The organism is Paenibacillus sp. FSL H7-0716, assembly GCF_038002705.1.
In the GTDB taxonomy this organism is placed as follows: Bacteria; Bacillota; Bacilli; order Paenibacillales; family Paenibacillaceae; genus Paenibacillus_AQ; species Paenibacillus_AQ odorifer.
In genome coordinates, this window is record NZ_JBBODA010000005.1 from 134,765 (window position 1) to 159,732 (window position 24,968).

Annotated in this window: 21 protein-coding genes; 16 read left to right on the forward strand and 5 right to left on the reverse strand. The window is 44.3% G+C overall.

Annotation, left to right across the window (positions count from 1 at the left end):
* The first annotated feature begins 64 nt into the window (after window positions 1-64).
* From MHH60_RS08885 to MHH60_RS08910, 6 genes are all read left to right on the forward strand, one after another.
* Entirely contained in the window at window positions 65-499 is a 435-nt protein-coding gene (locus MHH60_RS08885; RefSeq protein WP_076104783.1) for a CoA-binding protein, read from the forward strand.
* A gap of 547 nt (window positions 500-1,046) precedes the next feature.
* A complete protein-coding gene (locus MHH60_RS08890; RefSeq protein ID WP_076136098.1) occupies window positions 1,047-1,715 on the forward strand; it encodes a hypothetical protein in 669 nt (222 codons plus the stop codon).
* A 792-nt stretch (window positions 1,716-2,507) separates the two neighbouring features.
* On the forward strand, window positions 2,508-4,394 hold the full coding sequence (locus MHH60_RS08895; protein ID WP_036686132.1) for a glucose PTS transporter subunit IIA: 1,887 nt from the start codon (window positions 2,508-2,510) through the stop codon (window positions 4,392-4,394).
* The gene (gene ptsP / locus MHH60_RS08900; protein ID WP_076136100.1) at window positions 4,391-6,160 is read left to right on the forward strand and encodes a phosphoenolpyruvate--protein phosphotransferase; all 1,770 of its coding nucleotides are present in this window, start codon (window positions 4,391-4,393) and stop codon (window positions 6,158-6,160) included. The genes MHH60_RS08895 and ptsP overlap by 4 nt, the downstream gene beginning before the upstream one ends.
* A gap of 180 nt (window positions 6,161-6,340) precedes the next feature.
* The gene (locus MHH60_RS08905) at window positions 6,341-6,871 is read left to right on the forward strand and encodes a sigma-70 family RNA polymerase sigma factor (RefSeq protein ID WP_111503630.1); all 531 of its coding nucleotides are present in this window, start codon (window positions 6,341-6,343) and stop codon (window positions 6,869-6,871) included.
* Window positions 6,864-8,264, forward strand: a complete 1,401-nt coding sequence (locus MHH60_RS08910; RefSeq protein WP_076136102.1) for a DUF4179 domain-containing protein — start codon at window positions 6,864-6,866, stop codon at window positions 8,262-8,264. Before MHH60_RS08905 ends, MHH60_RS08910 begins: the two co-directional genes overlap by 8 nt.
* Before the next feature lie 91 nt (window positions 8,265-8,355).
* On the opposite strand, the gene MHH60_RS08915 is transcribed toward MHH60_RS08910, so the two are convergent.
* Window positions 8,356-8,880: a type 1 glutamine amidotransferase domain-containing protein gene (locus tag MHH60_RS08915; RefSeq protein ID WP_076136104.1), complete on the reverse strand. Its 525-nt coding sequence runs from the start codon at window positions 8,878-8,880 to the stop codon at window positions 8,356-8,358.
* Between the two features lie 208 nt (window positions 8,881-9,088).
* Between MHH60_RS08915 and MHH60_RS08920 the strand changes: the two genes are divergently transcribed.
* From MHH60_RS08920 to MHH60_RS08930, 3 genes are all read left to right on the forward strand, one after another.
* Window positions 9,089-9,553, forward strand: a complete 465-nt coding sequence (locus MHH60_RS08920) for a hypothetical protein (protein ID WP_076136106.1) — start codon at window positions 9,089-9,091, stop codon at window positions 9,551-9,553.
* 252 nt (window positions 9,554-9,805) lie between these two features.
* A complete protein-coding gene (gene ccpA, locus MHH60_RS08925; RefSeq protein WP_036686140.1) occupies window positions 9,806-10,816 on the forward strand; it encodes a catabolite control protein A in 1,011 nt (336 codons plus the stop codon).
* Window positions 10,817-10,908: 92 nt separating this feature from the next.
* Entirely contained in the window at window positions 10,909-11,604 is a 696-nt protein-coding gene (locus tag MHH60_RS08930; protein WP_076136108.1) for a 5'-methylthioadenosine/adenosylhomocysteine nucleosidase, read from the forward strand.
* Between the two features lie 3 nt (window positions 11,605-11,607).
* Here MHH60_RS08930 and MHH60_RS08935 read toward each other — a convergent pair whose 3' ends face one another.
* Window positions 11,608-12,240: a GNAT family N-acetyltransferase gene (locus tag MHH60_RS08935; RefSeq protein ID WP_076136110.1), complete on the reverse strand. Its 633-nt coding sequence runs from the start codon at window positions 12,238-12,240 to the stop codon at window positions 11,608-11,610.
* A gap of 159 nt (window positions 12,241-12,399) precedes the next feature.
* Between MHH60_RS08935 and acsA the strand changes: the two genes are divergently transcribed.
* On the forward strand, window positions 12,400-14,124 hold the full coding sequence (gene acsA, locus MHH60_RS08940) for an acetate--CoA ligase (protein WP_076129125.1): 1,725 nt from the start codon (window positions 12,400-12,402) through the stop codon (window positions 14,122-14,124).
* A gap of 83 nt (window positions 14,125-14,207) precedes the next feature.
* Here the strand turns inward: acsA and MHH60_RS08945 are convergent, their stop codons facing one another.
* Together MHH60_RS08945 and rpsD are read right to left on the reverse strand one after the other, a co-directional pair.
* Window positions 14,208-17,123 carry a transglycosylase domain-containing protein gene (locus MHH60_RS08945; RefSeq protein ID WP_076136111.1) on the reverse strand — a complete coding sequence of 972 codons (2,916 nt, stop codon included), beginning with the start codon at window positions 17,121-17,123 and terminating at the stop codon, window positions 14,208-14,210.
* 244 nt (window positions 17,124-17,367) lie between these two features.
* Entirely contained in the window at window positions 17,368-17,967 is a 600-nt protein-coding gene (gene rpsD / locus MHH60_RS08950) for a 30S ribosomal protein S4 (protein WP_036686147.1), read from the reverse strand.
* A 400-nt stretch (window positions 17,968-18,367) separates the two neighbouring features.
* Between rpsD and MHH60_RS08955 the strand changes: the two genes are divergently transcribed.
* From MHH60_RS08955 to MHH60_RS08980, 6 genes are all read left to right on the forward strand, one after another.
* On the forward strand, window positions 18,368-20,371 hold the full coding sequence (locus MHH60_RS08955; protein WP_076136113.1) for a sensor domain-containing diguanylate cyclase: 2,004 nt from the start codon (window positions 18,368-18,370) through the stop codon (window positions 20,369-20,371).
* Window positions 20,372-20,420: 49 nt separating this feature from the next.
* Window positions 20,421-20,642, forward strand: coding sequence for a hypothetical protein (locus MHH60_RS08960; protein ID WP_076136115.1), 222 nt, complete (start codon window positions 20,421-20,423; stop codon window positions 20,640-20,642).
* Window positions 20,643-20,838: 196 nt separating this feature from the next.
* On the forward strand, window positions 20,839-21,744 hold the full coding sequence (locus tag MHH60_RS08965) for a hypothetical protein (protein WP_076136117.1): 906 nt from the start codon (window positions 20,839-20,841) through the stop codon (window positions 21,742-21,744).
* A gap of 95 nt (window positions 21,745-21,839) precedes the next feature.
* Window positions 21,840-22,955 carry an aminopeptidase gene (locus MHH60_RS08970; RefSeq protein ID WP_076136119.1) on the forward strand — a complete coding sequence of 372 codons (1,116 nt, stop codon included), beginning with the start codon at window positions 21,840-21,842 and terminating at the stop codon, window positions 22,953-22,955.
* A gap of 106 nt (window positions 22,956-23,061) precedes the next feature.
* Entirely contained in the window at window positions 23,062-23,307 is a 246-nt protein-coding gene (locus tag MHH60_RS08975; RefSeq protein ID WP_036686154.1) for an HPr family phosphocarrier protein, read from the forward strand.
* Between the two features lie 202 nt (window positions 23,308-23,509).
* Window positions 23,510-23,806, forward strand: coding sequence for a YlaN family protein (locus tag MHH60_RS08980; RefSeq protein WP_036686156.1), 297 nt, complete (start codon window positions 23,510-23,512; stop codon window positions 23,804-23,806).
* 87 nt (window positions 23,807-23,893) lie between these two features.
* Here MHH60_RS08980 and cax read toward each other — a convergent pair whose 3' ends face one another.
* Complete coding sequence (cax, locus tag MHH60_RS08985; protein ID WP_038570286.1) at window positions 23,894-24,964, reverse strand: calcium/proton exchanger; 1,071 nt, start codon at window positions 24,962-24,964, stop codon at window positions 23,894-23,896.
* Window positions 24,965-24,968 lie beyond the last annotated feature (4 nt).

Genomic DNA, 24,968 nt, shown 5'->3' on the forward strand with positions numbered 1-24,968 from the left:
CTAGCGTATCTAGCTTCAGTTAAACAAGGATCATTAAGTGTAACTATGGAAAGGGGCACTACTTATGAGCTTTGAGAATCCAAGTCGGGAGCAGATCGGAGATATTCTTGCTTCCGCAGGTAACATTGCTGTTGTCGGCTTATCAGACAAAACAGATCGTACCTCTTATATGGTCGCGGGCGCCATGCAAAGCCGGGGATATCGGATCATTCCCGTTAACCCAACGGTGGATGGTGAGATCCTGGGAGAAAAGTGTTATCACACTTTAGCAGAAATTCCGGAGCCAGTGGACATCGTCAATGTATTCCGTCGAAGCGAACACTGCGCAAAGGTCGCGCAGGAGGCAGCTGACATTGGCGCACGTGTGCTGTGGCTCCAGCAGGGTATAGTTAGCGCGGAAGCCGCTGAAATCGCCGCTGAGCACGGTATGATCGCCATTATGGACCGCTGCATCAAGGTCGAAGAAGCGATCACCATGCATGGGCGTAGCCGGCAGTAGGTTCGGTTATATAACTGTTAAACTGAACACCGAATTAAGTGTGTGGTGATTTACAGTTATCGTTGACCAACGGACGTAACAAAGAACGGACGAAGAAAGAACTAGCTGGTGAAGAAAGAACTAGCTGGCGAAGAACGGACTAGCTGATGAAGAACGGACTAGCTGGCGAAGAATGAGCAAACTGGCGAGAACGAACTAACTGATGAAGAACGAACTAGCTGGTGAAGAACAAACTAGCTGGCGAAGAACGGACTAACTGGTGAAGAACGAACTAACTGGTGAAGAACGAACTAACTGGCGAAGAATGAACTAGCTGGCGAAGAATGAGCAAACTGGCGAGAACGAGCAAAAGTGGAATAAACTAACTAGGTTTAAATTACTTAGATGATGAAGTTTAGCCAAAATAAGTGGTATTGTGTAACGCATGGTGCGATTTCTAATGCAAATCGCCTGTTGAGCTAGTTATAATGAGATTAGACGAAGAACGTCCTTTAACCGCTTTTTGCGGTGAAGGACGTTTTTTTATTTTGTAGGGAGGCTATAGGTAATGGAGTTTGAAGAAGCACATGGTTTGTTCATGGACCAGCATATGAAATCAAGAACAGGTGAAAGAAGAGGGAGGTTGGTTAGAGGACATAATTTTGCGGAGAAGCTGTTTTTGCAGAATGTATGGTGGCCTATGTTTGAGTCCCTAGACGATTTGCATCCAGAATACGAAGTATATGACTGGAATCGCAAATCACAATTTTTGGACTTTGCTTATCTTCCACAGACGGGCAGCAGCTTTGGGATCGAGTGTGATGGATATCAAAGCCATGTGAAAGATATGGACCGCGAGAAATTCAACTATTCAGTAAATCGGGACACTTTTTTGACTGGGATGGGCTGGAGAATGATTCATTTTTCTTTTGATGATATCCAGCAACGTCCCGAGGTCTGCCGGATGCTGTTACAACTGGTGCTGGCGCCTTACTTGGCGCGTAAATCTGCTAGCGTAGCTATTTTATCTGAGGAGAAAGAGGTTCTGCGTTTCGCTTGGCGTCTCGGTAAACCGGTTCGTCCAAAGGATGTGGCCACGAATTTCTGCATTAATTTCCGTACGGCGCGTCGATTGCTGCAATCATTAAGTGAGAAGGGGTTGCTGAAGCCGGTTAATCAGGGAGAAAGAATTCGGTATTATGAGGTGAAGGCTCTCAGACCAGATCAAATGTGGTAAGAGGATCTTTAGAGGCTGCGCAAGGGAATAATTGCACTTTATACAACTAAAACGCTAAAATAGCCATCTAAATGCGAAATAGTTGCACTTTGTACACTTAAAACGCATTAAAGATTAGATTAGGTGGAAAATCATTAAAAATAGTTGTATGAAGTGCAGTTAAAAAGGTGCTCAGAGTTACGTCGATAGGAATAGTTGCACAAAGTACACTTAAACTCAGGTGGAATTTCTAACTGTGAGTTTAGGGTGTTAGAGCTAGTTAGTGGGGGAGAAAAGTTCGATGTTATGAAGCGGATGCTATGAGATCAGATCAGTTCAGACCAAACCAGACCAGACCAGACCAAATCCAATCAAATCCAATCAAATCAATTCAGGTATGCGAGGGACATCTATACGGTAGCTGCGCAAGGGAATAATTGCACTTTATACAGCTAAATCGCTGAAATAACCATCTAAATGCGAAATAGTTGCACTTTGTACACTTAAAACGCATCAGAGATTAGCTGAAGTGAAAAATCACTAAAAATAGTTGTATGAAGTGCAGTTAAAAAGGTGCTCAGAGTAACGCCGATATAAATAGTTGCACAAAGTACACTTAAACTCGATTCTGACTCTGTAGTATCGATAGCCTCACTTAAAAACCAGCCGTTTTATGGATTCTAATGAATAAATGTTTAGTGGAATGTGAGAATATTTGTTTTAAAAATGTAACGTGAAGATCTCATGAGTTTCTTTTGACAAAAATCCCCGCAGCGCTTACCATTCAATATAGAAAGAAAGGAGAGGGTAGCCTTGAATTGGCTCGGATCATTGCAGCAATTGGGCAGAGCCATAATGCTTCCTACCATGGTACTGCCGGCGGCAGCCATTTTGCTGAGTTTGGGCAGCTTACCTTGGTCTGCATGGGGACTTTCTTCGGTGTCTGAAGTGGCTACTTACGCGGGGCAGGCAATATTTTATTATATGCCTTATTTGTTCGCTGTAGGTGTAGCATGGGGGTTATCCAATCAAGCCGGAACAGCGGGTCTTGCAGCGCTGGCTGGGATGTTCACTTACGACCGAATTGTCACCCAAATGGGAGACGGGCTTGTACAACCTGCAACACTAATCGGAATTTTGCTGGGTATCGTTGCCGGTGTCGCGCAAAACCGGTTTAAAAATATTAAGCTTCCAGAGGCGATCCAGTTTTTTGGAGGGTCGCGTTTTGTTTTGCTGTTCATGGGCTTATTTTCTGCCGGGTTCGCGTGGGTAATGTTAGGAATATCTCCGCTGCTGCAGATTGGGCTGGATAATCTTTTTCAGGGAATATTGCAGACGGGCGGGTTTGGTGTTTTTATCTATGGGGTCCTATATAGGGTTCTGACCGCTTTTGGACTACATCATATTCTTAATAATGTGTTTTGGTTTCAATTTGGGAATTTTACGACTCCTGATGGCAGTGCAGTGGTTCAGGGGGATTTGCCGCGTTTTTTTGCAGGCGATCCTACGGCGGGGATTTTTATGGCGGGGTTGTTTCCGATTATGATGTTTGCGCTGCCTGCCATTGCTTTTGCAATTATTCAGGAAGCGCGCGAGGATTTGAAGCCCAAGATTAAAAAGACTTTTGTGCGTGCGGCGTTGGTTTGTTTTCTGACCGGGGTTTCGGAGCAGATCGAATTTGCATTTTTATTTGCTTCTCCGTATTTGTTCGCGGTACATACTGTAATGTCTGGTCTCGCAATGGTACTGACCTACATGCTGGGAATCCATCACGGGTTCTCCTATTCGGCTGGAGCCATCGATTTCTTCTTGAACATGCATTTGTCACAGAGGGCTTGGCTGCTGATTCCGATTGGTATCGGCTACGGGATTGTATACTATAATTTATTCCGCTGGGCGATTCGCCGTTTTCAGATCCCGACACCGGGGCGTGAAGAAGGTTCAGAGCTTGGGGATTGGGCCGGCAATATCCCTTATCAGGCACCGCTAATCTTAGAGGCGCTAGGAGGCAAGGAAAATATTGTACAAGTGCAGTCCTGTATCACCCGTCTGCGGCTTACCGTTCATAATGACCGATATATAGATACTGGAGCGCTTAAAGGTTTGGGTTCCGCAGGGATTATCAAGCTGGGCGGCGGAAATGTCCAGGTAGTATTTGGCACGTATTCAGAACTGATCCGCGAGGAGATTAATAAGCTTATGCTTCGTGATTTACCGCAGGTACTGTTCAGTTCGCCAATGCAGGGTAGAATGATGCCCATTGAGGAAGTGCCTGATCACATTTTTGCAGCTAAGCTAGTGGGGGATGGTGTTGCATTTTTGCCGGAAAAAGGGGAACTCACTTCACCTGTATTCGGGAAAGTTATGCACGTCTATCCTACAATGCATGCCGTGGGTATTTCGACGCCGGAAGGGCTTGAAGTACTCATGCATATAGGGATCGACACTTCACAGCTCAAGGGACCCTTTGAGGCGGTTGTAAAAGAAGGCGACAGCGTGGAGCCGGGTCAATTGCTTGTTAAATTCGACCTCGCTTATTTGCGTGAACATGCGGCCTCATTGGCTACACCGATGGTGATCACGAATCCTGATCGAGTCAAATCATGGAGCTATGCTCCATTTAAAAATGTTAAAAAGGGGCAATCATCAGTAATGTCCGTAGTCTTACACGAAAGTAACGTTGGAGGGATTGAAGGATGATACAAGGCATAGGCGCAGCAGCAGGTGTAGCTATCGGGAAGGCCTTTGTCTTGCCGAACTGGGAATGGAGCTTACCGGATACACAAGTGAACCCAGTGGATCTAGCTAAGGAGTTTGAGCGTTTATACGAAGGTATCCGTACCTCTAAGGACGAGATTGAATTCATCAAAAAAGAGTTCAGAGAAGTGGTGGGTCCGGAGGAATCGAGTATTTTTGATGCTCATCTGGCGATCTTAGATGATCCTGTGTTCATGAGTGAAATCCGCGGGATCATTGAGCGCCAGTACAAGGCGGCAGAAGTAGCTGTGAAAGAAGCGATTGATCATTTTGTAGCGATGTTTGATCTGCTAGACGATGAGTACATGAAGGAGCGGGCGGTGGATATCAAGGATGTCGGAAACCGTCTTTTAAAACATCTTTTAGGCGCTCCAGAGGTTACGTTACCATCGGATACACAGCCATATATTCTTGTTGCGAAGGAGTTGTCTCCTTCCCAGCTAGCTCACTTGAATCCAACTTATGTTCTAGGTATTGTCACCATGATGGGCGGTAAAACTTCACATTCCTCCATTATGGCTCGTGCACTAGGCATTCCGCTTGTAGCAGGCTTGGAGAATAATCTGTCTAATCCTATTCAGACCGGGGACATGCTTGTGATCGACGGCGATACCGGATCTGTACAAATCCATCCAGATGAACTTACGATAAATGAATACGTAGCGATTCGGGATAAACAGCATAAAAAGAAAGAGCAGCTGGAACTGCTTGCCACTGTGGAGGCTGTCACCAAGGATGGTGTGAACCTGCGACTTGCCGGCAATATCAGTTCAGTTAAAGAACTCAACATAGCACTTAAGTATGGAGCTGAAGGTGTAGGCTTGTTCCGTACGGAGTTTCTTTATATGGACCGCAGATCTTTTCCAACTGAGGATGAACAATTTGAAGTGTATAAACAGGTTGTCGAGAAGGTGGGCAATAACACTGTAGTGATTCGTACGCTGGATATTGGCGGGGACAAGCAGTTGGATTATATCCAGCTGCCGGAAGAACAGAATCCTTTCCTTGGTTATCGGGCGATTCGCATCAGCTTGGACCGATTAGATATGTTCAAAACCCAGCTAAGTGCCATTTTGCGGGCAAGTGCATACGGGAATGTAAAGTTAATGTTTCCAATGATTTCTTCCGTAGAGGAAGTGCAGGCGGCAAAAGTTGTTTTAGAAGAAGTGAAAGCTGAGCTGGAGCAACGAGATATACCGTTTAACCGGAATCTTCCTGTGGGTATTATGATTGAAGTTCCGGCGGCGGTTATGATTGCTGATTTACTGGCTGAGGAAGTTGACTTTTTCAGTATTGGCACTAATGATTTGGTTCAATATGTGTTAGCGGTAGACCGTATGAATGAACAAATTGCTCATATGTATCATCCGTACCATCCAGCGGTTCTGCGAATGATCCGTATGACGGTAGAAGCGGCACGTAATGCCAAGATTGATATCAGTGTATGTGGTGAAATGGCGGCGGATGAGCGTTCTTTGCCTCTTTGGCTGGAGCTTGGAATTAGAGAGCTCAGCATGTCGCCGCAGGCGCTGCTGAAGGTTAAACACCGCACACTGAACACTCTGGCCAAGGATGCCAAAAGAATCGCCAAAGCGTGTTTCCATCATCGTACAAGCTCAGAGACGGAAGAAATGTTAACTGCGTTTGCACAAAAAAGTGGTCTTACACTTGGATCAAGCGGGGAACTACAGGAGAAAGCCTCATCCTAAAGTTACTGTAACTTTTATTCAATTCATATCAAGGGTTCGGCATTCTTGCCGAGCCTTTTTCTATATTTCTGCCATACTTATAAAAAAACAAAACCGTTTGCCCTGCGGTGCAGTCAATACATAGAGAGAGTTACACAGAACTGATTTAGGAATAAAGGCAAGGGGGGAGGCAGGCCGATAATGGATCACATTATTAATGACGAAATGGAAATGGCCGCTACGGATGAAGAGCTGTTTTATGAGCAAGTGGCTGGACAGAAAAGAAAACTTTATAGCATTGCCTACAGCTATTTGCGAAATGAAGCGGATTCGCTGGAGGTTTTGCAGGAGGCAACCTGCCGCGCATGGATTAAACGAAAAAGCTTAAAAGACGCAGAGCGATTCGCTCCTTGGTTAACACGTATTTTGATTAATTGCTGTAATGATGAGCTGAAGCGCCGAAAGAGGAATACAGTCCCAGAAGCTGCTCGAAGTGATGAGGGGATCATGGAGATGAAAAGTGACCGCAGACTGGACATGGAACAAGCGCTGGATGGAGTGAAACCCAAATATCGCCAAGTGCTGGTGCTCAAATATTACAAGGATATGACCCTTGCTGAGATTGCAGAGGTGCTGGATAAACCAGAGGGTACAGTGAAGACATGGCTGAATAAAGGATTAAAACAACTGCGTGACAAAATGAAGCGGAAGGGGGAGCTGTTTTATGGCTGAATCTGAAGAAAAACTGCTTAAGGATTATTTTCAGAAAATCGATGCGGAGGCAGAAGAAATTCTGGATGTAAAACTGGACACCGCGATCCGCAAGGGGATGCAGCAAGGGAACCGTACACGTTTGTCTTTTAGAAAAAGGTACGCTGTTGTTGTATTGGTGGTCTTGACATTCGCCTTACTTATAATTGTGCCTTGGGCAAATCAGATGATAAATCCCGTACGTGCGCAATTACCTCCAAAAAGCTGGGGTCAGCTTGAAGTGTTTAGACCCGTTATTACTAATAATCTGACGATTAAATCAGCACTTGATGCGGGGATGATGAAGCAGGTAAATATCTCTTCTCCTGAGGTGGACGGGATAACATGGACTGTTAATGGAATCCTTGCAGACCGAAGAGGCATTGCTGTGCTATATACAATCCAGAACAATACGGATCAGAAGATGCGGCTTTTTGGCTTGTCTTTGAAAAAGACACCAGAGGATAAATACCACCTTAGTGGATACAGCGGGTTTAGCACTTCTAATGCACAAGAGGTTGGGTTCCCTGGGACGACTCGTATGTATGAGCAAATCGTCTGGGATAAATATCAGGATGAGATACCAGAAGAGTTGAATATCACATTATCGCTTTTTCCAGATGCTCTTGGTCAAGTTTTTAATAACAAGGATATAAAAGAAATGGATGTCAAAATTCCACTGGAAGCTGATAACAATTATTTTCAAGGAGAGCTCGTTGATCTGAAGGATAGTCTGTCTATCGGCGGACAGAAAATTATAATGGACCAGGTTTATATTGGACCTACGGGTATTTATATGCGGGAAACCTTTGGCAGAGAGAATACAATGAGGATTTTTAGTTTGCTTTCACCTAAGCTTGTCCTCGGAAAAGGGGATCATCAAGAGGAACTAATGTGGGCAAGTGGTTCGAATATTTACCACAATGACAATATGAGACCTGATGATCCAGTCAAACTTGAAGTTGAGGGAATCTCTGCTCTAGATCAATCGGAGGTCGAACTTGTGATTAATACGGAAACACAACAGATTTTAAAGGCACCGGATAACTATCTCACGATTTCTAAACGGACCGCGGACGAGGAGAAGGGGATTATAGTATTGGATTTAATGATTCCTAAAAAAGTTGAGGAGTTGCATGAAGCAACTGGTTTTGGGATAGACGATAATTTTGTGGATAGCGCTGGAAGCGGACATTGGCTTGTCCATGATTCTGAGGGTTATTCTAGATATAGAGAATACCGTGAGGACGCTAAGGGAACTACAATAACTTATTTTCTTAACGTAGGCAAAGAAAAGCTGCCTCAACCTTTGACTTTTAGGTTTACAAATTATCCCAATATGATCATGGAGGCGGATTCTGTGCGGATCAGATAACCATCTGGATTTTAAAGCCTCAAATCAAAAGCCCTGTTCCTCAAATTGTGAGAAACAGGGCTTGTTTGATTTTAAACTAAATTCCTACTGTTTATTCCCCAGCGAGTGCATCGCAAAAGGCTTTACCGTATGGCGGAAGATCTGGCGGGCGGCGAGCGGAAATGATATGTCCATCCGTAACTACAGCCTCATCCTTCCAGATGGCTCCGGCATTCTCCATGTCATCACGGATGCCTAGCGTAGAGGTGACGGTTACACCTTCCAGAATTTTAGCAGAAATTAATACCCAGCCTGCATGGCAGATCTGCCCAATCGGTTTTTTCGCTGCATTAAAATCCTGTACGAGCTTTAGAACGGCACTGTATCTACGGATTTTATCAGGAGCCCAGCCGCCTGGAACCAAAATCCCATCATAATCTGCGGCATTAAGCTCGTCCCAGGAGTAATCTGCTTTAGCAGGTACGCCATATTTACCGATGTATGTCTTATCTTTTTCCAGACCTGCCAAGTGAACCTCGGCACCTTCTTCTCTCACCCGATACACGGGATACCAGAGCTCCAAATCTTCAAATTCATCGTCTACGAGTGCTATGACCTTTTTACCGGCTAGTCTCATTTAGTTAAGCTCCTTTCTATTCCCATGATTCTTTCATTATTCTATCAAATTTAAAATATGAAGTCATCTTTAGGGATGTAAAATATAGACAAATTGCCAATTTAATCATTATATGCAATAAAGGAGGGTTTTAATCGAGTGGAGTCGAATATAGAAGTTGAAAAGTCAAACTTTGTACTTTATTAATTTTGTGCAAGAGGTGTAGAAGATGTATAAAGATAATTTGATGGAGAAGTTGTGCAGTTGTGGTGGCCTCATGAACTTACATATGCATTCTTTGATTTTTAATACGAAGATGAAGATTACGCATGTTCCTGTCTATACCTGCCCAGAATGCGCTAGTTATGAACCTTTGCAGTTTATTAAAGCAGATCTAGGCAAAGTAGTAAAAGAACTCAGTGGAGATGATCCGGGAAAAGATTTTTTGTTTACGGAGAGAAATGAATTGGCCAGTGTATTAAAAGAATCCTTGTCAGAAACTATAATAGGGGGAATATCAGAACTAGAGACGATAATCCGAGAGAGGATTCAGAGCCGGGTCGATATGCTTCTCGATATTTATCGTTTAGCTGAGAAGCTGTCAGACCAGCATTGGATGGAAGAAACTAGTCGAAGATTGTCTCAATTAACCTTCCAAATGACTGAAAATGAAGATTATAAAAAAATTGTGTGAAAATAATGAAAATTTTTCACGGAATGTTGGATTTTTCACTCACTTTTTGTTACGATAGATAGAAGTTACATTATTGATGCTCTTGGACAGGTTAACCAGCACTGGTCACAATTTTAATCCAGGGTGACGTTTTCAGCCTTGAAAGAAATTTTGAAAGGAAAATGAAGCGTTATCATTGCACAAATGTACAAAGTGTCGTATCATATTTTTAATTAGTCGAACGATAAAATTTATCGCAATGGAGAGAGTAATTTGACGGTAACCATTTACGATGTAGCTCGAGAAGCAGGCGTATCTATGGCTACGGTATCACGGGTTGTGAATAATAACCCTAACGTGAAACCGCAGACCCGGAAGAAAGTTTTTGAAGCGATTGAACGTTTGGGATATCGTCCCAATGCCGTGGCAAGAGGTCTTGCCAGTAAGAAAACGACAACCGTTGGGGTTGTCATCCCTGATATTTCAAACTCGATTTTTGCAGAAATTGCACGCGGGATTGAAGATATCGCGAACATGTATCATTACAATATCATATTGTGTAACGCGGATAAGCGTAAAGAGAAAGAAATTCGTGTCATTAATACCCTTTTGGAGAAACAGGTCGATGGTCTGCTCTTCATGGGGGGTACAGTAACTGACGAACATATTCAAGCTTTCCAGACTTCTGCAGTTCCGATTGTTCTATGTGCTACACGGGATGAGAAGGGAACTTATCCTTCCGTTGACATCGATCATGAAACCGCTGCTTTTGATGCTGTGAACACATTGATTCGTCACGGTCATCGTGAGATTGCTATGATCAGTGGCACACTGCAGGATCCTGCAAATGGATATGCACGTTTCCATGGTTACAAGAAAGCACTGGAACAGGCAGGAATCGAGTACCAAGAGGATTTGGTACGCATCGGTAACTACCGCTATGAATCTGGTGTAGAAGCAATGAAGTATTTCCTTGGACTCAAGAAGAAACCAACCGCTATTTTTGCGGCAACGGATGAAATGGCTATTGGCGCCATTCACAGTATTCAAGATGAAGGTCTGAAGGTACCGGATGATTTCTCCATTATTAGTGTGGATAACATTCGTATGGCTTCGATGGTTCGTCCTTTGCTGACAACTGTAGCTCAGCCTATGTACGATTTAGGCGCGGTTGCGATGAGACTTTTGACCAAGCTTATGAAGAAAGAAACCGTTGAGAATCCGCGGGTTATCCTGCCTCATGAAACGATTCTCCGCTTGTCGGTTAATCATCTGAATAAGTAATTTAAGAACTGAACAGTTATTCCGTAAAAAGCTCCTTATGGAGCTTTTTATGTTTTTATTTGCTAAATAAATCATCAAGGGAGGTATTTACTGTGAGTGAAATCATCGGATTAATCGGAGCGATGGATGAAGAAATCAAGCTGCTTCTAGAGGGTATGGAGGACAAGCGGACAAAAGTTAAAGCAGGAATACAATATTACATAGGAAACATATTAGGCAAATCCGTAGTGCTCTGTAAATCTGGCGTAGGTAAAGTAAATGCAGCAGTTACGACTCAGATTCTAATTGATAATTTTGGCGTATCCCGTGTGCTGTTTACGGGGGTTGCTGGAGCAGTACATCCCGAATTGAATATTGGAGATATTGTTATATCATCTACATGTGTACAACATGACATCGATGCTACGAGGCTTGGGTTCGCAAAAGGCGAAATTCCTTATCAGGAGACTTCCGTCTTCCAGGCAGACCCTGCGCTAGTACAGCTTGCTGAGAAGGCATGCAATGAGCTAGGTCAAAAGTACTTGATTGGCAAGGTGTTATCTGGTGATCAATTCATTTCTAGTGCGGAGATTGTAGCTGAATTAAGAGAGCAAATGGATGGAGCTTGTGTGGAAATGGAAGGGGCGGCGGTTGCCCAAGTTTGTCATATGAACGCCACGCCCTTTGTCATCATTCGCTCCATGTCAGATAAGTCTGATGGATCAGCTGAGGTGAATTTCAGGGAATTTACAGTACAATCTTCACAACGCTCGCATTCCATATTAGAATTTATGCTGCAGCATATTTAATGCTCAATACATGAAGCGTTGTCTAAAACGTACTCTGTCAAAGGTCTCCTGGGAGGACATGGGCACCTCTTGTCCAATACGAACCATTAGGCAGTTAGCGGGATGTGAACAAATTTCTGGATCATCCGTAGCATACCAAACCATATTAACCGTCTTCATCAGCCGTTCCATCATTTGGCGATAGGCCCATACGTCCAGCCCACTGCCTTTTAAATCCCAGTGCCAGTAATACTCTGTTGTAAAAACAATACAATTCTCCAATTGCTCCCGCTCAAAAGCAGTAGAAATCAGCAGCCGGCCTAGTCCGGCCCCTCTATAATCATTACTCACCTCTATCGCTCCAAGCTCAATAAGATCCTCCATCCCACCCTGTGACCATAACTCCATTTCATCTGGATAATGGAAGGTCACATAGCCTACTATAACGTCATTCTCTACTGCGGTAATTATACGGCCTTCTGGCAAGCTGGCGATCTCTACGAGCGCCTCTTGCTGCTCTAATGGCCTGCGGAAAGCATCTAGGTCTTGATGCATATGCAGGGCTTCAAGGTCCTCGGGAGATCGGGGTCCGCTCACAGTTATCGTTCTACCCATATAGGAGAGAGTATGGGAAATAGGGATTTTGCGATGCTCCATGACAGTGCTCCTTTCAGATCAAAAAAATGGTATGTAAACGCTTGCTATGGTATACTGATTCAGACATAAAAAATTCACATTCATTGCATTGACATCATTATTTAAAACATGAGTCTTACCCTTAAAGCTTAAATCAAACGAGTGAGGGAGGCAAGAGTGATGGGTCAAGTCCATAGCGAAATTTTGCCGGGTCGTGTGCAGAGCTCCAATATGTCTGATTATGCGGAGGCAGTAGCCAATTTTGAGTGGGAGGATGTTGAACGTAATTTCTCATGGTATGAAACCGGCAAGGTTAATATGGCTTATGAAGCCGTTGATCGCCATGTTGATGAAGGGCGGGGAGCGGCAACGGCCCTACTCTACAGTGACACTGTACGGGAAGAATCCTATACATTTGCCGATCTGCAGGAGCGGTCGAACCGGTTCGGAAATGTATTGCGTAAATATGGCATCGGTAAAGGAGATAGGGTATTTATTTTTATGCCTCGCCAACCGGAACTGTATTTCAGTCTGCTAGGTATTCTCAAAATCGGAGCCATAGCAGGACCCTTATTCGAAGCCTTTATGGAAACAGCAGTTAAAGATCGTTTGGAGGATAGTGGGGCTGTTGCGCTGGTAACTACGCCAGAATTGCTGCATCGGGTCAAGCGAGAAGAGCTTCCTGAGCTGCGTCATATTTTTCTAGTAGGTGGAGCAACTGATATTGAGCAAGGAAACTTAGGGTTCGCAGAAGAGATGGCTAACGTTTCTGCTGATCTTAATTTAGAATGGCTTGATTTGGACGATGGCCTTATTATGCACTATACATCTGGTTCTACAGGCAAGCCCAAGGGCGTTTATCACGTGCATAGAGCAATGATTCAACATTATTATACAGGTAGAGTAGTGCTAGATCTACGTCAAGACGATATATACTGGTGTACGGCAGATCCTGGCTGGGTGACCGGAACTTCATATGGGATATTTGCCCCTTGGTTAAATGGGGTGACCAATGTAGTCAGAGGCGGCCGCTTTAGTCCTCAGGATTGGTATAAGACAATCGAACGGAATAAGGTATCTGTTTGGTACAGCGCACCTACAGCTTTTCGTATGTTGATGGGTGCAGGGGAGCACTCTTTACAGGGGATTGATTTAAGCAGTTTGCGCCATGTTCTATCGGTTGGTGAACCGTTAAATCCGGAAGTGGTGCGGTGGGGAGATAAATTTTACAATCAGCGTATTCATGATACTTGGTGGATGACTGAAACAGGGGCACAATTGATTTGTAATTATCCGTCAATGGATATCAAACCAGGCTCGATGGGGCGTCCGTTACCGGGGATTGAAGCAGCGATTCTGGATGATCGTGGAAATGTTCTCCCGCCTTTTTCTATGGGGAATCTTGCGATAAAAACTCCGTGGCCATCCATGATGAAAACGATCTGGAACAATCAGACAAAGTATGAGGAATATTTCCGGATTCCTGGCTGGTACATTTCTGGCGACTCAGCTTATATGGATGACGAAGGATACTTCTGGTTTCAGGGACGAATTGATGATGTTATCAACTCTTCTGGTGAGCGTATTGGTCCATTTGAAGTGGAGAGCAAATTAGTGGAGCATCCGGCAGTGGCAGAAGCGGGTGTAATCGGCAAACCGGATCTTGTGCGGGGGGAGATTATTAAGGCTTTTATTTCGCTTAGAGAAGGTTATACTCCAACTGCTGCCTTGAAAGAGGAGATCGCCGCTTTTGTCAAAGCGGGTCTGTCTGCACATGCTGCCCCGCGGGAAATCGAGTTTAAGGATAAACTTCCGAAGACACGATCAGGTAAAATCATGCGGCGTGTACTGAAGGCATGGGAGCTGCATCTACCGACAGGAGATCTATCCACGATTGAGGATTAGAATGAATTGTGAAAAAACACCGTTCCCGGATGAATTCATGGGAACGGTGTTTTGCTGTGTGAAATTATTTAATGAACTTCGGGTTAACGTGTCCCTGTATTATTACCTGCTGTGGGATTATTACTGCCTCCAGTACTGTTACCTCCGCCGGCTGGTGTTTCCGTCGGTAGTAGCGGGAGAATGTTACCTGGATCCTCAATAATGTCTCCTGGTGTCGTCTCAGGCTCTGTAGGCGGCTCTGTACCAGGTTGTTGATCAGGTGTAGGAGTTGCTTCTGGTGTTGGGGTAATCCCTCCAGCAACGCTGCCAGAAGCCGTCTCATTACCTGCCACGTCTACGGCGGTTACATAGAAGGTAGCATTAGCACTTGCAGGTGTACCCGGCGTAAATACCTTGTTCTCATCTGCCATGAGTATAGATTGCTTCTGGAAAGAACCTCCGTTTAATGAACGATATAAGCGGTATCCCACAACATCTGCCGAGCTGCTAGCGGAGAAGCTGATGACCGCTTTACCAGTGCTATAAGAGACGTTAACATTTCCAGGAGCAGCAGGGGAAGCCCCATCGTCCACACGTGGATCAACTTCTGTTGGGAAATCCGTCTTGGCATCGGCTGGCATATAATACTCCAGTGATTTATGATCCTTCATCTTAGGGAAGGCAGCCAGGAGTTCTTTGACTAGTTCCTGTATCGGCTTCTCACGTTTAACGACGATTTTTTCCTTTAGGAACTCCTCTGGAGTACCTTCCAATGGGATATAATTGACGCCTTTGTAAGTAATATACTTGGCTTTGGAAATCCCGTCGTCGCTCTCTTTTGGCACATATTTTGTATTAAATATATCCGTTGTGAATTTATCAGTCAGGGATGTTGGCAGTTTGCCGCTATATGCGGAAACTGTCTTTTTGATAATTCCCTCAGGTTGTGCAAATTTGTCTGTGACGAATAGTTCCGGCTGCTTATCAATGACAGCATTCAACACTTTTGCCCATAATGTTTGGGCTTGACGTTTTTGTGTGTCTCCCGTAAGGGTGTTGATTTGCTCTTTGTAGCCGACCCACATTCCAAGTGTGACATCAGGAGTATAGCCCATAAACCATACGTCTCCATAATTCTGGGTAGATCCAGTTTTACCGACAATCGGAATTTCTTTTGAGTGTTTGTATTCTCTTTTTACTGTGCTGGCTGTACCCTCTGTAATTACAGTTCGCAGCATATCTGTCATTAGGTAAGCTGTTTGCTTAGAGAATACTTGCTCTGGATTAACCTTGTGCTGATAGATAATTTTGCCCTCTGAATTGACGATTTTCTCAATCATGTAGGCATCATTAAAGGCCCCTTGGTTACCGATAGCGGAATAAGCATTGGTTAACTCTTCTACGGATACACCGTATTTGAGACCGCCTATAACCCCAGTCTGCGCGCTGTAATCATCATCTGTGAGGGTGGTGATCCCCAGCTTTTTAGTAAAGGCCCAAGATTTCTCTATTCCGACCTTTTCATTAAACAGCTTAAGCGCAGGCAAGTTGAGCGATTTGTTAAGTGCGTAACGGGCAGTGACCAGACCTTGATAGCGATTATTAGCATTCTTAGGAATGTGGAATCCTTTTCCGCCGTCCTTTAGAATAATTGGCGCGTCATCCACAATCCCGGCAGGCTGAATCAGCCCTGCATCTAAGGCTGGTAAATAAGCTGAAATTGGCTTCATAGTCGATCCGGGCTGACGGATCATTTGGGTAGCATAATTCATCTGCTCAATATTGAAGTCGCGACCCTCAATCATGCCGAGAATGGCTCCGCTTTTGTTATCGATTAACATGCCAGCCGTCTGTTCCATGCCTTTGGTTTTGCTGTCTTTAGTAAAATTATTGCTGTCTTCTGAGACACTATGCATTGCATTGTAAACTTTTTTATCAATGGTTGTGTAGACTCGATAACCGCCGGTCATGAGCTGCTGTCTTGCTTCCTCAAGTAACACGGCATTGTCAGTAGTGCTATTGGCATCCGTTGTGCCATTTTTCTCTTCATTCAATGATAGAAGGATCTCGGATGCTTTACGCTCAGTCTCCATCATCAGGTATGGATAGGTAGCATAGGCTTTTTTGGTGTGCGGCGCCAGAGAACTCTTGATATCAAATTGAAGGGCTTCATCATATTGAGAGGTAGTGATCTTATTCTCCTCAAGCATACGACGAAGTACAAGATGTTGACGGTCCATAGCTCTGTTGAAAGCTTTTTCGTTGAATTCACCTATGCCATTAAATGCAGAATAAGTGGAAGGGAGCTGCGGAAGACCAGCCAAATACGCTGCTTGAGCGACATTTAATTTGTCCAGATCGTCTAGACCGAATATCCCCTTGGCTGCTGCTTTAATTCCGAATACATTGTAGCCATTCGAACCGTTGCCGAAAGGAACCTTATTCAGATAAGCCGTTAATATTTCTTGCTTGGTCAAGAAGCGTTCCAATCTAAGAGAAAGTAGAATTTCTTTTACTTTGCGATCTTCTGTCCGATCCAGATTCAGGAATACACGTCTTGCGAGCTGCTGGGTGAGTGTACTGCCTCCGGTCTGAACGGATTCATTGAGAAGCTTTTGTTTGACGGCACGCAAGGTGCCTTTGAAATCCACGCCATTATGCTCATTAAAATTATTGTCCTCTATAGCGAGAACTGCATCGATAATAAGCTGGGGGATATCGTTGAATTCAATGAGCCTTCGGTCTTCTTCTGTCCGAAGCTGGCCGATCGGTGCGCCGTCTCGGAAATAAGCGAATCCGGTGATCGCATTTTGACTGACCTGCTGCTGAATCATTTCTTCGGAGCGAACAGGTTCATCCTTCACAATGGAAGCGACATAGCCTGCTACAGCACCACCGGCAAATAGAACGCCTATTATTCCAAGAATAAACATCCACTTAACTACAGAACCGAACCTGCTTAGGGCGGATCTGCGGGGTGAAGGCTTCTTAGCGTTTTTTTTCTTGTTCTCTTGAGCCATCGACGATAATTCCTCCTTTTAACGGAATTATTATAGCATAAATTGGCGTTTTTGAATGCGCTTCTACCTGATTCTCATGGTCTTAAGATTCGACTTTTGTGCAAAAATTATAAATAAAGTAATTTAGGGGATGATTTGCGGAAGCGAAACCTTTTACCAACGGCATGGAATTTAGGATATTGACATAACAAAAAGCCCCCGGATTAATCCGGAGGCTTCGGTCATACCCGCTAAAAGCGAGATATTAACGGTTGTAGAACTCGACGATTTGTTTCTCATCGATATCCTGGGAAAGCTCGGAACGTTCTGGCAAACGAATATATTTACCTTCGAAAGATCCTTCAGCATATTCCAGGTAAGCTGGAAGGTGGTTACGGTTAGCAAGAGCTTCTTTAATGGAAGCCATGCCTTGGCTCTTCTCACGAAGACCGATAACGTCGCCCAAGCTTACACGGTAAGAAGCGATGTCGACTTTTTTGCCGTTTACAGTTACGTGTCCGTGGGATACCAACTGACGTGCTCCAGCACGGGAGTTAGCAAATCCAAGACGGTAAACTAGGTTGTCCAAGCGGCTTTCAAGCAAGAACATGAAGTTTTCGCCCGCAAGACCTGGAAGTTTTTGTGCTTTAGCGAAGAGAGTACGGAATTGTTTCTCTCCCAAGCCGTACATGTGACGCAGTTTTTGTTTTTCCAAAAGCTGCATTCCGTAGTTACTTACTTTTCTGCGTTGGTTAGCGCCGTGTTGTCCTGGTGGGAAAGGGCGTTTCAGGTCTTTGCCTGTACCGCTAAGGGAAATGCCCAGACGGCGGCTGAGTTTGAATTTAGGTCCGGTGTAACGTGCCATGTTATAGTAGACTCCTTTATATTTGAAATTTCAGGTTAGGGCTCTATTTGCGCCGCATTTCGTATCCGTGATTAGCATTATTGGCTTCCACACTACCAGGGAAGTTCAGCCGCTGCCCTGGCAGTAACGAAATGCGTGAGGGTGACACAACGTTACGCCCAAGTAAGACTTGTTACAGTCTTGTTCAACAATAAATATTATATGAAAGTAGTATATAAAGTCAAGCGCATATTAAAAGAGTTTTTGTCATTCTTTGTCGTTAGTTCTTTGGTCCTAAAAAAAATCCCGGAAATAAGGAAAATATAATGCAATACACAAAGAAAGGGAGTAAAATATAGTTAATTAGATGTTAATTGGGAAGGTTTTTTTTCTTAATTGAGAAGCAAAGGGGATCTTCGTTATGTCAGAACAGAAAGCATACGCTTCTCAAGACAGTCGTATGCTGATACAGGACAAATTGCACGCTAGTAGAGATTCCGAAGATCCCACCGCCTGGCTTAGGGAAACGGAAATAGTGTCCCATGACTTCCCATATTTGGCCAATCTGATTGCAGACAGCTTCGAGGAATGGATCAATGGGCTAAAGGCTCTACCATTTGCTAAATCATGGGATTGGTGTGTGCTGAATTTTGAAGGCAGATATTTTGCTAATATTGCCGATCAGCAAGAACGATGGAGGCACCAATGGGAGCAAGCGGCTGCAGCTAGTTTACTCTCTAGCGCAACCTCATCTGTTCAACTTACGGTGCAGGGTCAGGATATGAGCTTTTTTACTATACCGCTCATCACACGCGTTGACAAAGAAATTTTTGCCTTCCTGGGATGCGCTATGCCGACACAACAATATTTAATGGGTGGACGAGATACTGCTGAGGCTATATCTTTGCAGTTCCGGACCATTTTCTATCATAAGTTTGAACATATTTTTGTAACTGATCTTGCGAGTGTTCATCTACATGCTGAACGTGAGAGTAATCGCCGCTCCTTGTTATTTCAGATCGTTCAGCGGATGCATGACAATATTGATGTGAACGCCGTGCTTACGGAGGTTATTGATAGCATCTCTGCAATGTACCCTGGTGCCAGGCTTGAGCTGTTTATGTCGCAAGATCACCGCAGCACTCATCCGCAGGTCAAACCTTTACCGTTTCAGATGTCCAGTGATGATGTCTGCGCTAGAGCATTCAAAGACGGCCGTGTTGCTTTGAACACCAATACTGAAGATCAACACATTGTAGAAATTGGTCTTCCGCTAGGCGGGAAGCAAGGGGTTTATGGCGTATTCCACATGGTGATGGATAACTCGATCTTTATGGATGTAGATTTACGGTTTCTCTCGATGGTGGCGGATACCGCAGGTACTGCTTTTGAGAATGCCAAGCTGTATGAACGCTCCAATCAGCTCATTCGTGAGCTGCGTATGAGTAACGAACTTACACAACGGCTGAATCAAAGCTTGCGCTTAGGAGATATTTTTCAATTTGCGTTTGAAGAGCTGTTGGAGATGTTTGGCGCAGACTACTGCTGTATTTTACATATGAACGAAGAAAAGGGCGGGCTAGAGGTTATTGCTTGCAATCATTCCTCCTTGCAAAATGAAATTTTAGAAGTAGGACAAGGTTTAGGCGGGAAGGTCTATACTACTGGGGAATCATTAATCATGTCTAACTACATAGATAATCCTAATACTACTTCTCGTTTAATGAATGCTACCGGGTCGCAGTCGCTGATTGCCACACCTTTAAGTGTAGGTGGTGAAGTGCGTGGTGCCATCATGTTGGCGCATCGTGATGCCCATTATTTCTCTTATGACAATTACAGATTGCTTCAAGCGATGGCGGGACATATTGGACTAGCTGTGGGGAACGCAAGGCTGCATGCCGAAGTTAGACGTTTAGCGAACAGAGATAGCCTAACTGGACTTTATGCTCGTCATTATCTGGACGAAGAAATAAAGGAACGGCAGTCTACAGATTTTTGCGGTTGCTTAATTGTTGTGGATATCGATCAGTTCAAGATGGTGAATGATACCTATGGTCATCAAAAGGGTGACAAGATCTTAAAAGAGGTCAGTGAAATTGTGAAGTCCTCCATCCGTCAAGGGGATATTGCTGCGAGGTGGGGTGGAGAAGAGCTGTCGGTTTATTTACCTTTAATGGGAGTAGAGCAGGCAGTAAATGTAGCTGAGCGTATTCGCAAGCGGGTGATGAACGAGACCGAACCGAATGTAACAGTGTCCTGCGGTATAGCAGAATGGAGCTGGATGGACGAACGTGTAAGCGTCGAATCCCTGTTCTATCGAGCAGATATGGCACTGTATAAAGCTAAGAACAATGGACGTAACCAAGTGATCGTTGACACTAAAGAGAATGGCAGCGGTGTGAAGGGATTGCCTCATAAGTAAAAAAGATAGCAGAGCAGCGGTTCTCCCGTTATTGGAGAGTCGCTGCTTTTTGTTTTGGCAGATGGGCTGGCTGCTTCGATTGTGTATCAAACATGCCGCTGCGATGCATTCGGACCCAGATGACGCTATTGGCATGATTTTAGCTTTTTCAGCAAGGTTTCGGACTCCGGAGACGCTATTGCTTAGTAAGAGGGGCATATCGGAGGCTTTTCGGTCCAATAGCTGCGCTGGAGTCCGTTGGTATGGGAAATATCGGGAATTGCTGCGTTAAGGGTCAGTTGTGTCCGAAAGCTTCAACGGCGCGGTAACTGGCAGCGGTAACTTCGTGAGTCTGAAGGTGATAATGTACTGACATTCGAAAGCAAGCGACGAACGCGCATAAGCTAGAGCCTAGAGCAATGTATGGAAACCGATAGCAGCAACGTATTTGCATCTGTATAAGGCGCGCAGGAAGGGAGAACCCTATAGTGGGCTGTAAAGTAAAATACTCCAAGAAAGGCCTGATGACCGTGAGAAAGTCATTATTACTGAAGGGGTTAGTTCTTATGATCTTCACCTTGTCCTGCGTGTTCAACAGCGGTTGCAGCGTTATTAGAGACAAACCAGCCAAGGAAGATCTAAGTTTGGTGTTAGCGGGTATAACGGGCAGCGACGGGGTTACTTTTAAAGGGTCAACCATGCTTACAAAAGGTGGAAAGACCGTTCCGGAATCCATGATATTTTACGAAGGCACAGTACAGGACCATAAGAAGGTCAATCTGTATACACTGCTTCCTGATAAATCCTCATCCACTAAAAAAGCAGCAAATAGCGCTAAAGATTTAAAAAGCAGCATTACTTCTATGAAAGCTTTTCATAGTCAGCTAGAGAAAAAAGAGGGGGAATGGGTAGCGTTGACCACTGAAGGTTCCTCTGAGGACGGAAATCCGCTTGCTTTGCTTAATCCGTTGAAACAGCTGGAGGAGCTGCAATCTATGGAGGCTAATGTGACTGAAGATGCGGGTGCAGGCAGAGGGACAAATGTGCTGCGGATCGAGCTGACGCCTGCTGAGGCCAGAAAGCAGCTGACTGCTGAATTGGAAAAAGAGATGCTAGACCTTCGACCTGAAACACCAGATTCTGCTGGAAAAATAACAAAGAGCGATCAGGCGGTTACACAAGCTTTGGTGGAGCTATGGGAGAAGAAAAATAATGAATTACAGCAAAAGCTGAAACAAGCTAATGTTGAGACTGTCTACCATTTAACCGTTGATACAAAACATAATCTGCCTAGAAAGCTCACCTTAAATCGTAAGGTTACCTACTCGGAAGCAGGGAATAAATCTGATAATGAAACTTATGTATCGCAGGTGAATTTTTCAGGCTTTCGTTGATTTTCACATTATCCTACAGGTCTTGCGCTCCATACAGGGCGTGCTACAATAGAAAAGCTTGCTTATTTTTTAGACAGAGGAAGGAAGAATACACAATGAAAGATCCCAGAATTCAAAAGCTGGCAGCTAACCTAGTCGGTTATTCCGTAAATGTCCAGCCAGGCGAGAACGTGCTCGTCGAAATGATTGGCAATGAAAGAGATTTAATCAAAGCTGTTGTAGAGGAAATCGGTAAGGCCGGCGGTCATGCTTTTGTACAATTAACAGATCGTACAGTCCTGCGCAGCATGCTTAAATACGCAACTCGTGAGAGTCTTCAGACATGGGCTGAAATTGACTTGAACCGGATGAAGCAAATGGATTGTTATATCGGGATTCGTGCAGGTGAGAATGTGAACGATCTGTCCGATGTTCCTGAAGAAAATATGAAATTGTATAACTCGTTGTACTCTCATCCAGTGCATAGCGAACAACGTGTGAAGCATACGAAGTGGGTAGTACTGCGTTATCCGAATGCGAGCATGGCTCAGCTTGCGAATATTAGCACTGAAGCGTTTGAGGACTTTTATTTCGAAGTGTGCAATTTGGATTACGCCAAGATGGACAAGGCTCAGGATGCTTTAGCTGATCTCATGCGCAGAACGGATAAGGTACATATTTTGAGTGCTGGAACAGATCTTAAGTTCTCGATTAAAGGAATCGGTGCAGAGAAATGCTCCGGGCAAAAAAATATTCCGGATGGCGAGGTTTACAGCGCCCCGGTTCGCGATTCTGTAAATGGAACGATCAGCTATAATGCACCGTCAGTATATAATGGAGTGACCTTTGAAAATATCAAATTTACATTCGAGAACGGAAAAATTGTTGAAGCCACCAGCAATGACTCCGCCCGTTTGAACGAAATTTTGAATTCAGATGACGGCGCACGTCATATTGGCGAATTCGCTATTGGTTTTAACCCTTACATTCTTCACCCGATGAATGATATTCTTTTTGACGAAAAAATCGCAGGCAGCCTGCACTTTACGCCAGGACAAGCATATGATGTTACAGATAACGGTAACCGCTCCTCCATTCACTGGGATCTTGTGTTGATCCAACGTCCAGATTATGGCGGCGGAGAAATTTATTTTGATGATGTATTGATCCGTAAGGATGGAATTTTTGTGTTGCCGGAACTCGAAGGTCTGAATCCTGAAAACTTGAAATAAAATGTAATAACAAGAAAACTCCTTGCACAAGTAAGCGGATTCAATGTATCATAAGAAATGATAACAAAAGACTAAAGTTTTATAATCAAGTTGCGGAGGGATTTCTATGTCCAGTAACAATGCGGCAATTGTCGATATTGCCCAAACGGCAGGCCAGTTCAACTCTTCAATCGTTCTTCAAGCGGACAACAAGTACATTGATGTTAAAAGTATCCTTGGTTTGTTCACTACTTTGGTATCCAGCCAAAGCTATGAGCTTCATGTTCATGGGGCAGATGCTGAAGAAGCTAAGAAGGCAATGACTGAAGTGTTTGCAAAACACGGTTTGAAATTCACAGTTGTTGCTGAGTAATAGTCGTGCTAAAAACGTCCTACCGGTTTTCGGTGGGGCGTTTTTTCTAGAAGTAGATATGAAACTTGATAGGATAACGCAGCAGGTTCTTTTAAATATATGGTTAGTATAAACTGAATTGTTGTATTGATACCGGATTTCGTCTAATATTAAGTAAAATAGTAAAAGCAGCTTAACTTTTGGACATGGGGGGGATAGAGGCATGACTTCATCGGAATTACAGGAACAGTATAATCTTAAAGCAATCAATCTTCTACAAGAAGATGCCGATAAAATTCAGCAACTTATAGAAGTGCAGATGGAGAATCTGGCAACACGCTACTGCCCTCTCTATGAGGAAGTGCTGGATACCCAGATGTACGGTTTCTCCAGAGAAGTGGATTTTGCGGTTAGAGCAGGTTTGGTCCCAGAAATTACTGGTAAAATGGTACTAAGTAAGCTGGAGCGTAACTTAGCAGTACTCTACGAGGCTTTGAACAACAAAGCGAAGGAAGAATAAATATCAGTTTCTTAAGTATTTATAGAAGCGCACATGAGGACGAATCGCTCATGTGCGCTTTTTGTTGTGTACTATGGTTAATAATGATTATACGAGGTAGAAGGAGACTCCTAAAATCAGGTAGACCGTTAATAACAAGAGGCCCTCATACCAGTTAGTCGAGCCGTCCTGGGTAATTGATTTGGCAATAAAGACAGCTACACCGATGGCGACAATTTCGATGGTCGTAAAAACAATGTCCATTGTATCACCCATGAAATAACTGGCGAAGATTAGGACAGGTGCTACGAACAGGGCGATTTGCAGACTGCTTCCAACCGCAATTTCTACTGCCGCACCGATTTTGTTCTTCATGGCCAGCATAATGGCTGCACTATGCTCTGCGGCATTACCGATGATGGCTACGAGGAACGCACCTACAAACAGCTCGCTGAATCCGAAACGTTCTGTTAAAGTCTCTAACGTTCCTACCAGCCACTCACTCACGAAGGCTACCATTACAGTGGCAAGCACGAGATAAAGGATGGATTTGTTTCTGGACCAAGCAGGGGCATGTTCATGAGCTAATTCTTCTTTACCCTCTTCTGTAACGTCCTCTAGATGTTTCTTATGTGTGATCATGGAAAAGATTAGCCAAGCTATGTACGAAGCGATGAGCAGCCCGGCAACGATTAAACTGAGCACATCCGTATCCTTCTCCGTAATAGAGTGGGTGGTAAAGAACATAGCGGGAACAAATAAGGCAATGACGGCAACGATCATCAGGGAGCCATTCATTCCGGCAAGGGTTACGTTGAAGTTCTGAACTTTGAACTTCATCCCGCCGGCGAAAATACTCAATCCTAGAACAAGCAACAGGTTGCCGATAATAGAACCGGTAAGACTGGCTTTGACCATGTCGAACAATCCTTCCTTGACCAGGAAGAAGGCAATGATTAGCTCAGCAGCATTGCCGAAGGTGGCGTTAAGGAAACCGCCCAGTCGCTGCCCCGCGTAATGAGCTACACTTTCAGTGGCCCGGCCGAGAAATCCAGCCACAAACACCACAGCGATTGCTGAGAGTATGAACTGCAGGGTATGATCCCAATCGGCATAATGGCCGATTGCACTAAGGATAAAGGTGATACCCATCAGTGATGGTGAAATCCATTTTTTCAATGTA

What these genes read in the sequence shown, in the direction of transcription:
- MHH60_RS08885 (WP_076104783.1), top strand. Translation starts at nt 65, where the DNA reads ATGAGCTTTGAGAATCCAAGTCGGGAGCAGATCGGAGATATTCTTGCT.
- MHH60_RS08890 (WP_076136098.1), top strand. Translation starts at nt 1,047, where the DNA reads ATGGAGTTTGAAGAAGCACATGGTTTGTTCATGGACCAGCATATGAAA.
- ptsP (WP_076136100.1), top strand. Translation starts at nt 4,391, where the DNA reads ATGATACAAGGCATAGGCGCAGCAGCAGGTGTAGCTATCGGGAAGGCC.
- MHH60_RS08905 (WP_111503630.1), top strand. Translation starts at nt 6,341, where the DNA reads ATGGATCACATTATTAATGACGAAATGGAAATGGCCGCTACGGATGAA.
- MHH60_RS08910 (WP_076136102.1), top strand. Translation starts at nt 6,864, where the DNA reads ATGGCTGAATCTGAAGAAAAACTGCTTAAGGATTATTTTCAGAAAATC.
- MHH60_RS08915 (WP_076136104.1), bottom strand. Translation starts at nt 8,880, where the DNA reads ATGAGACTAGCCGGTAAAAAGGTCATAGCACTCGTAGACGATGAATTT.
- MHH60_RS08920 (WP_076136106.1), top strand. Translation starts at nt 9,089, where the DNA reads ATGTATAAAGATAATTTGATGGAGAAGTTGTGCAGTTGTGGTGGCCTC.
- MHH60_RS08935 (WP_076136110.1), bottom strand. Translation starts at nt 12,240, where the DNA reads ATGGAGCATCGCAAAATCCCTATTTCCCATACTCTCTCCTATATGGGT.
- acsA (WP_076129125.1), top strand. Translation starts at nt 12,400, where the DNA reads ATGGGTCAAGTCCATAGCGAAATTTTGCCGGGTCGTGTGCAGAGCTCC.
- MHH60_RS08945 (WP_076136111.1), bottom strand. Translation starts at nt 17,123, where the DNA reads ATGGCTCAAGAGAACAAGAAAAAAAACGCTAAGAAGCCTTCACCCCGC.
- rpsD (WP_036686147.1), bottom strand. Translation starts at nt 17,967, where the DNA reads ATGGCACGTTACACCGGACCTAAATTCAAACTCAGCCGCCGTCTGGGC.
- MHH60_RS08955 (WP_076136113.1), top strand. Translation starts at nt 18,368, where the DNA reads ATGTCAGAACAGAAAGCATACGCTTCTCAAGACAGTCGTATGCTGATA.
- MHH60_RS08970 (WP_076136119.1), top strand. Translation starts at nt 21,840, where the DNA reads ATGAAAGATCCCAGAATTCAAAAGCTGGCAGCTAACCTAGTCGGTTAT.
- MHH60_RS08975 (WP_036686154.1), top strand. Translation starts at nt 23,062, where the DNA reads ATGTCCAGTAACAATGCGGCAATTGTCGATATTGCCCAAACGGCAGGC.
- MHH60_RS08980 (WP_036686156.1), top strand. Translation starts at nt 23,510, where the DNA reads ATGACTTCATCGGAATTACAGGAACAGTATAATCTTAAAGCAATCAAT.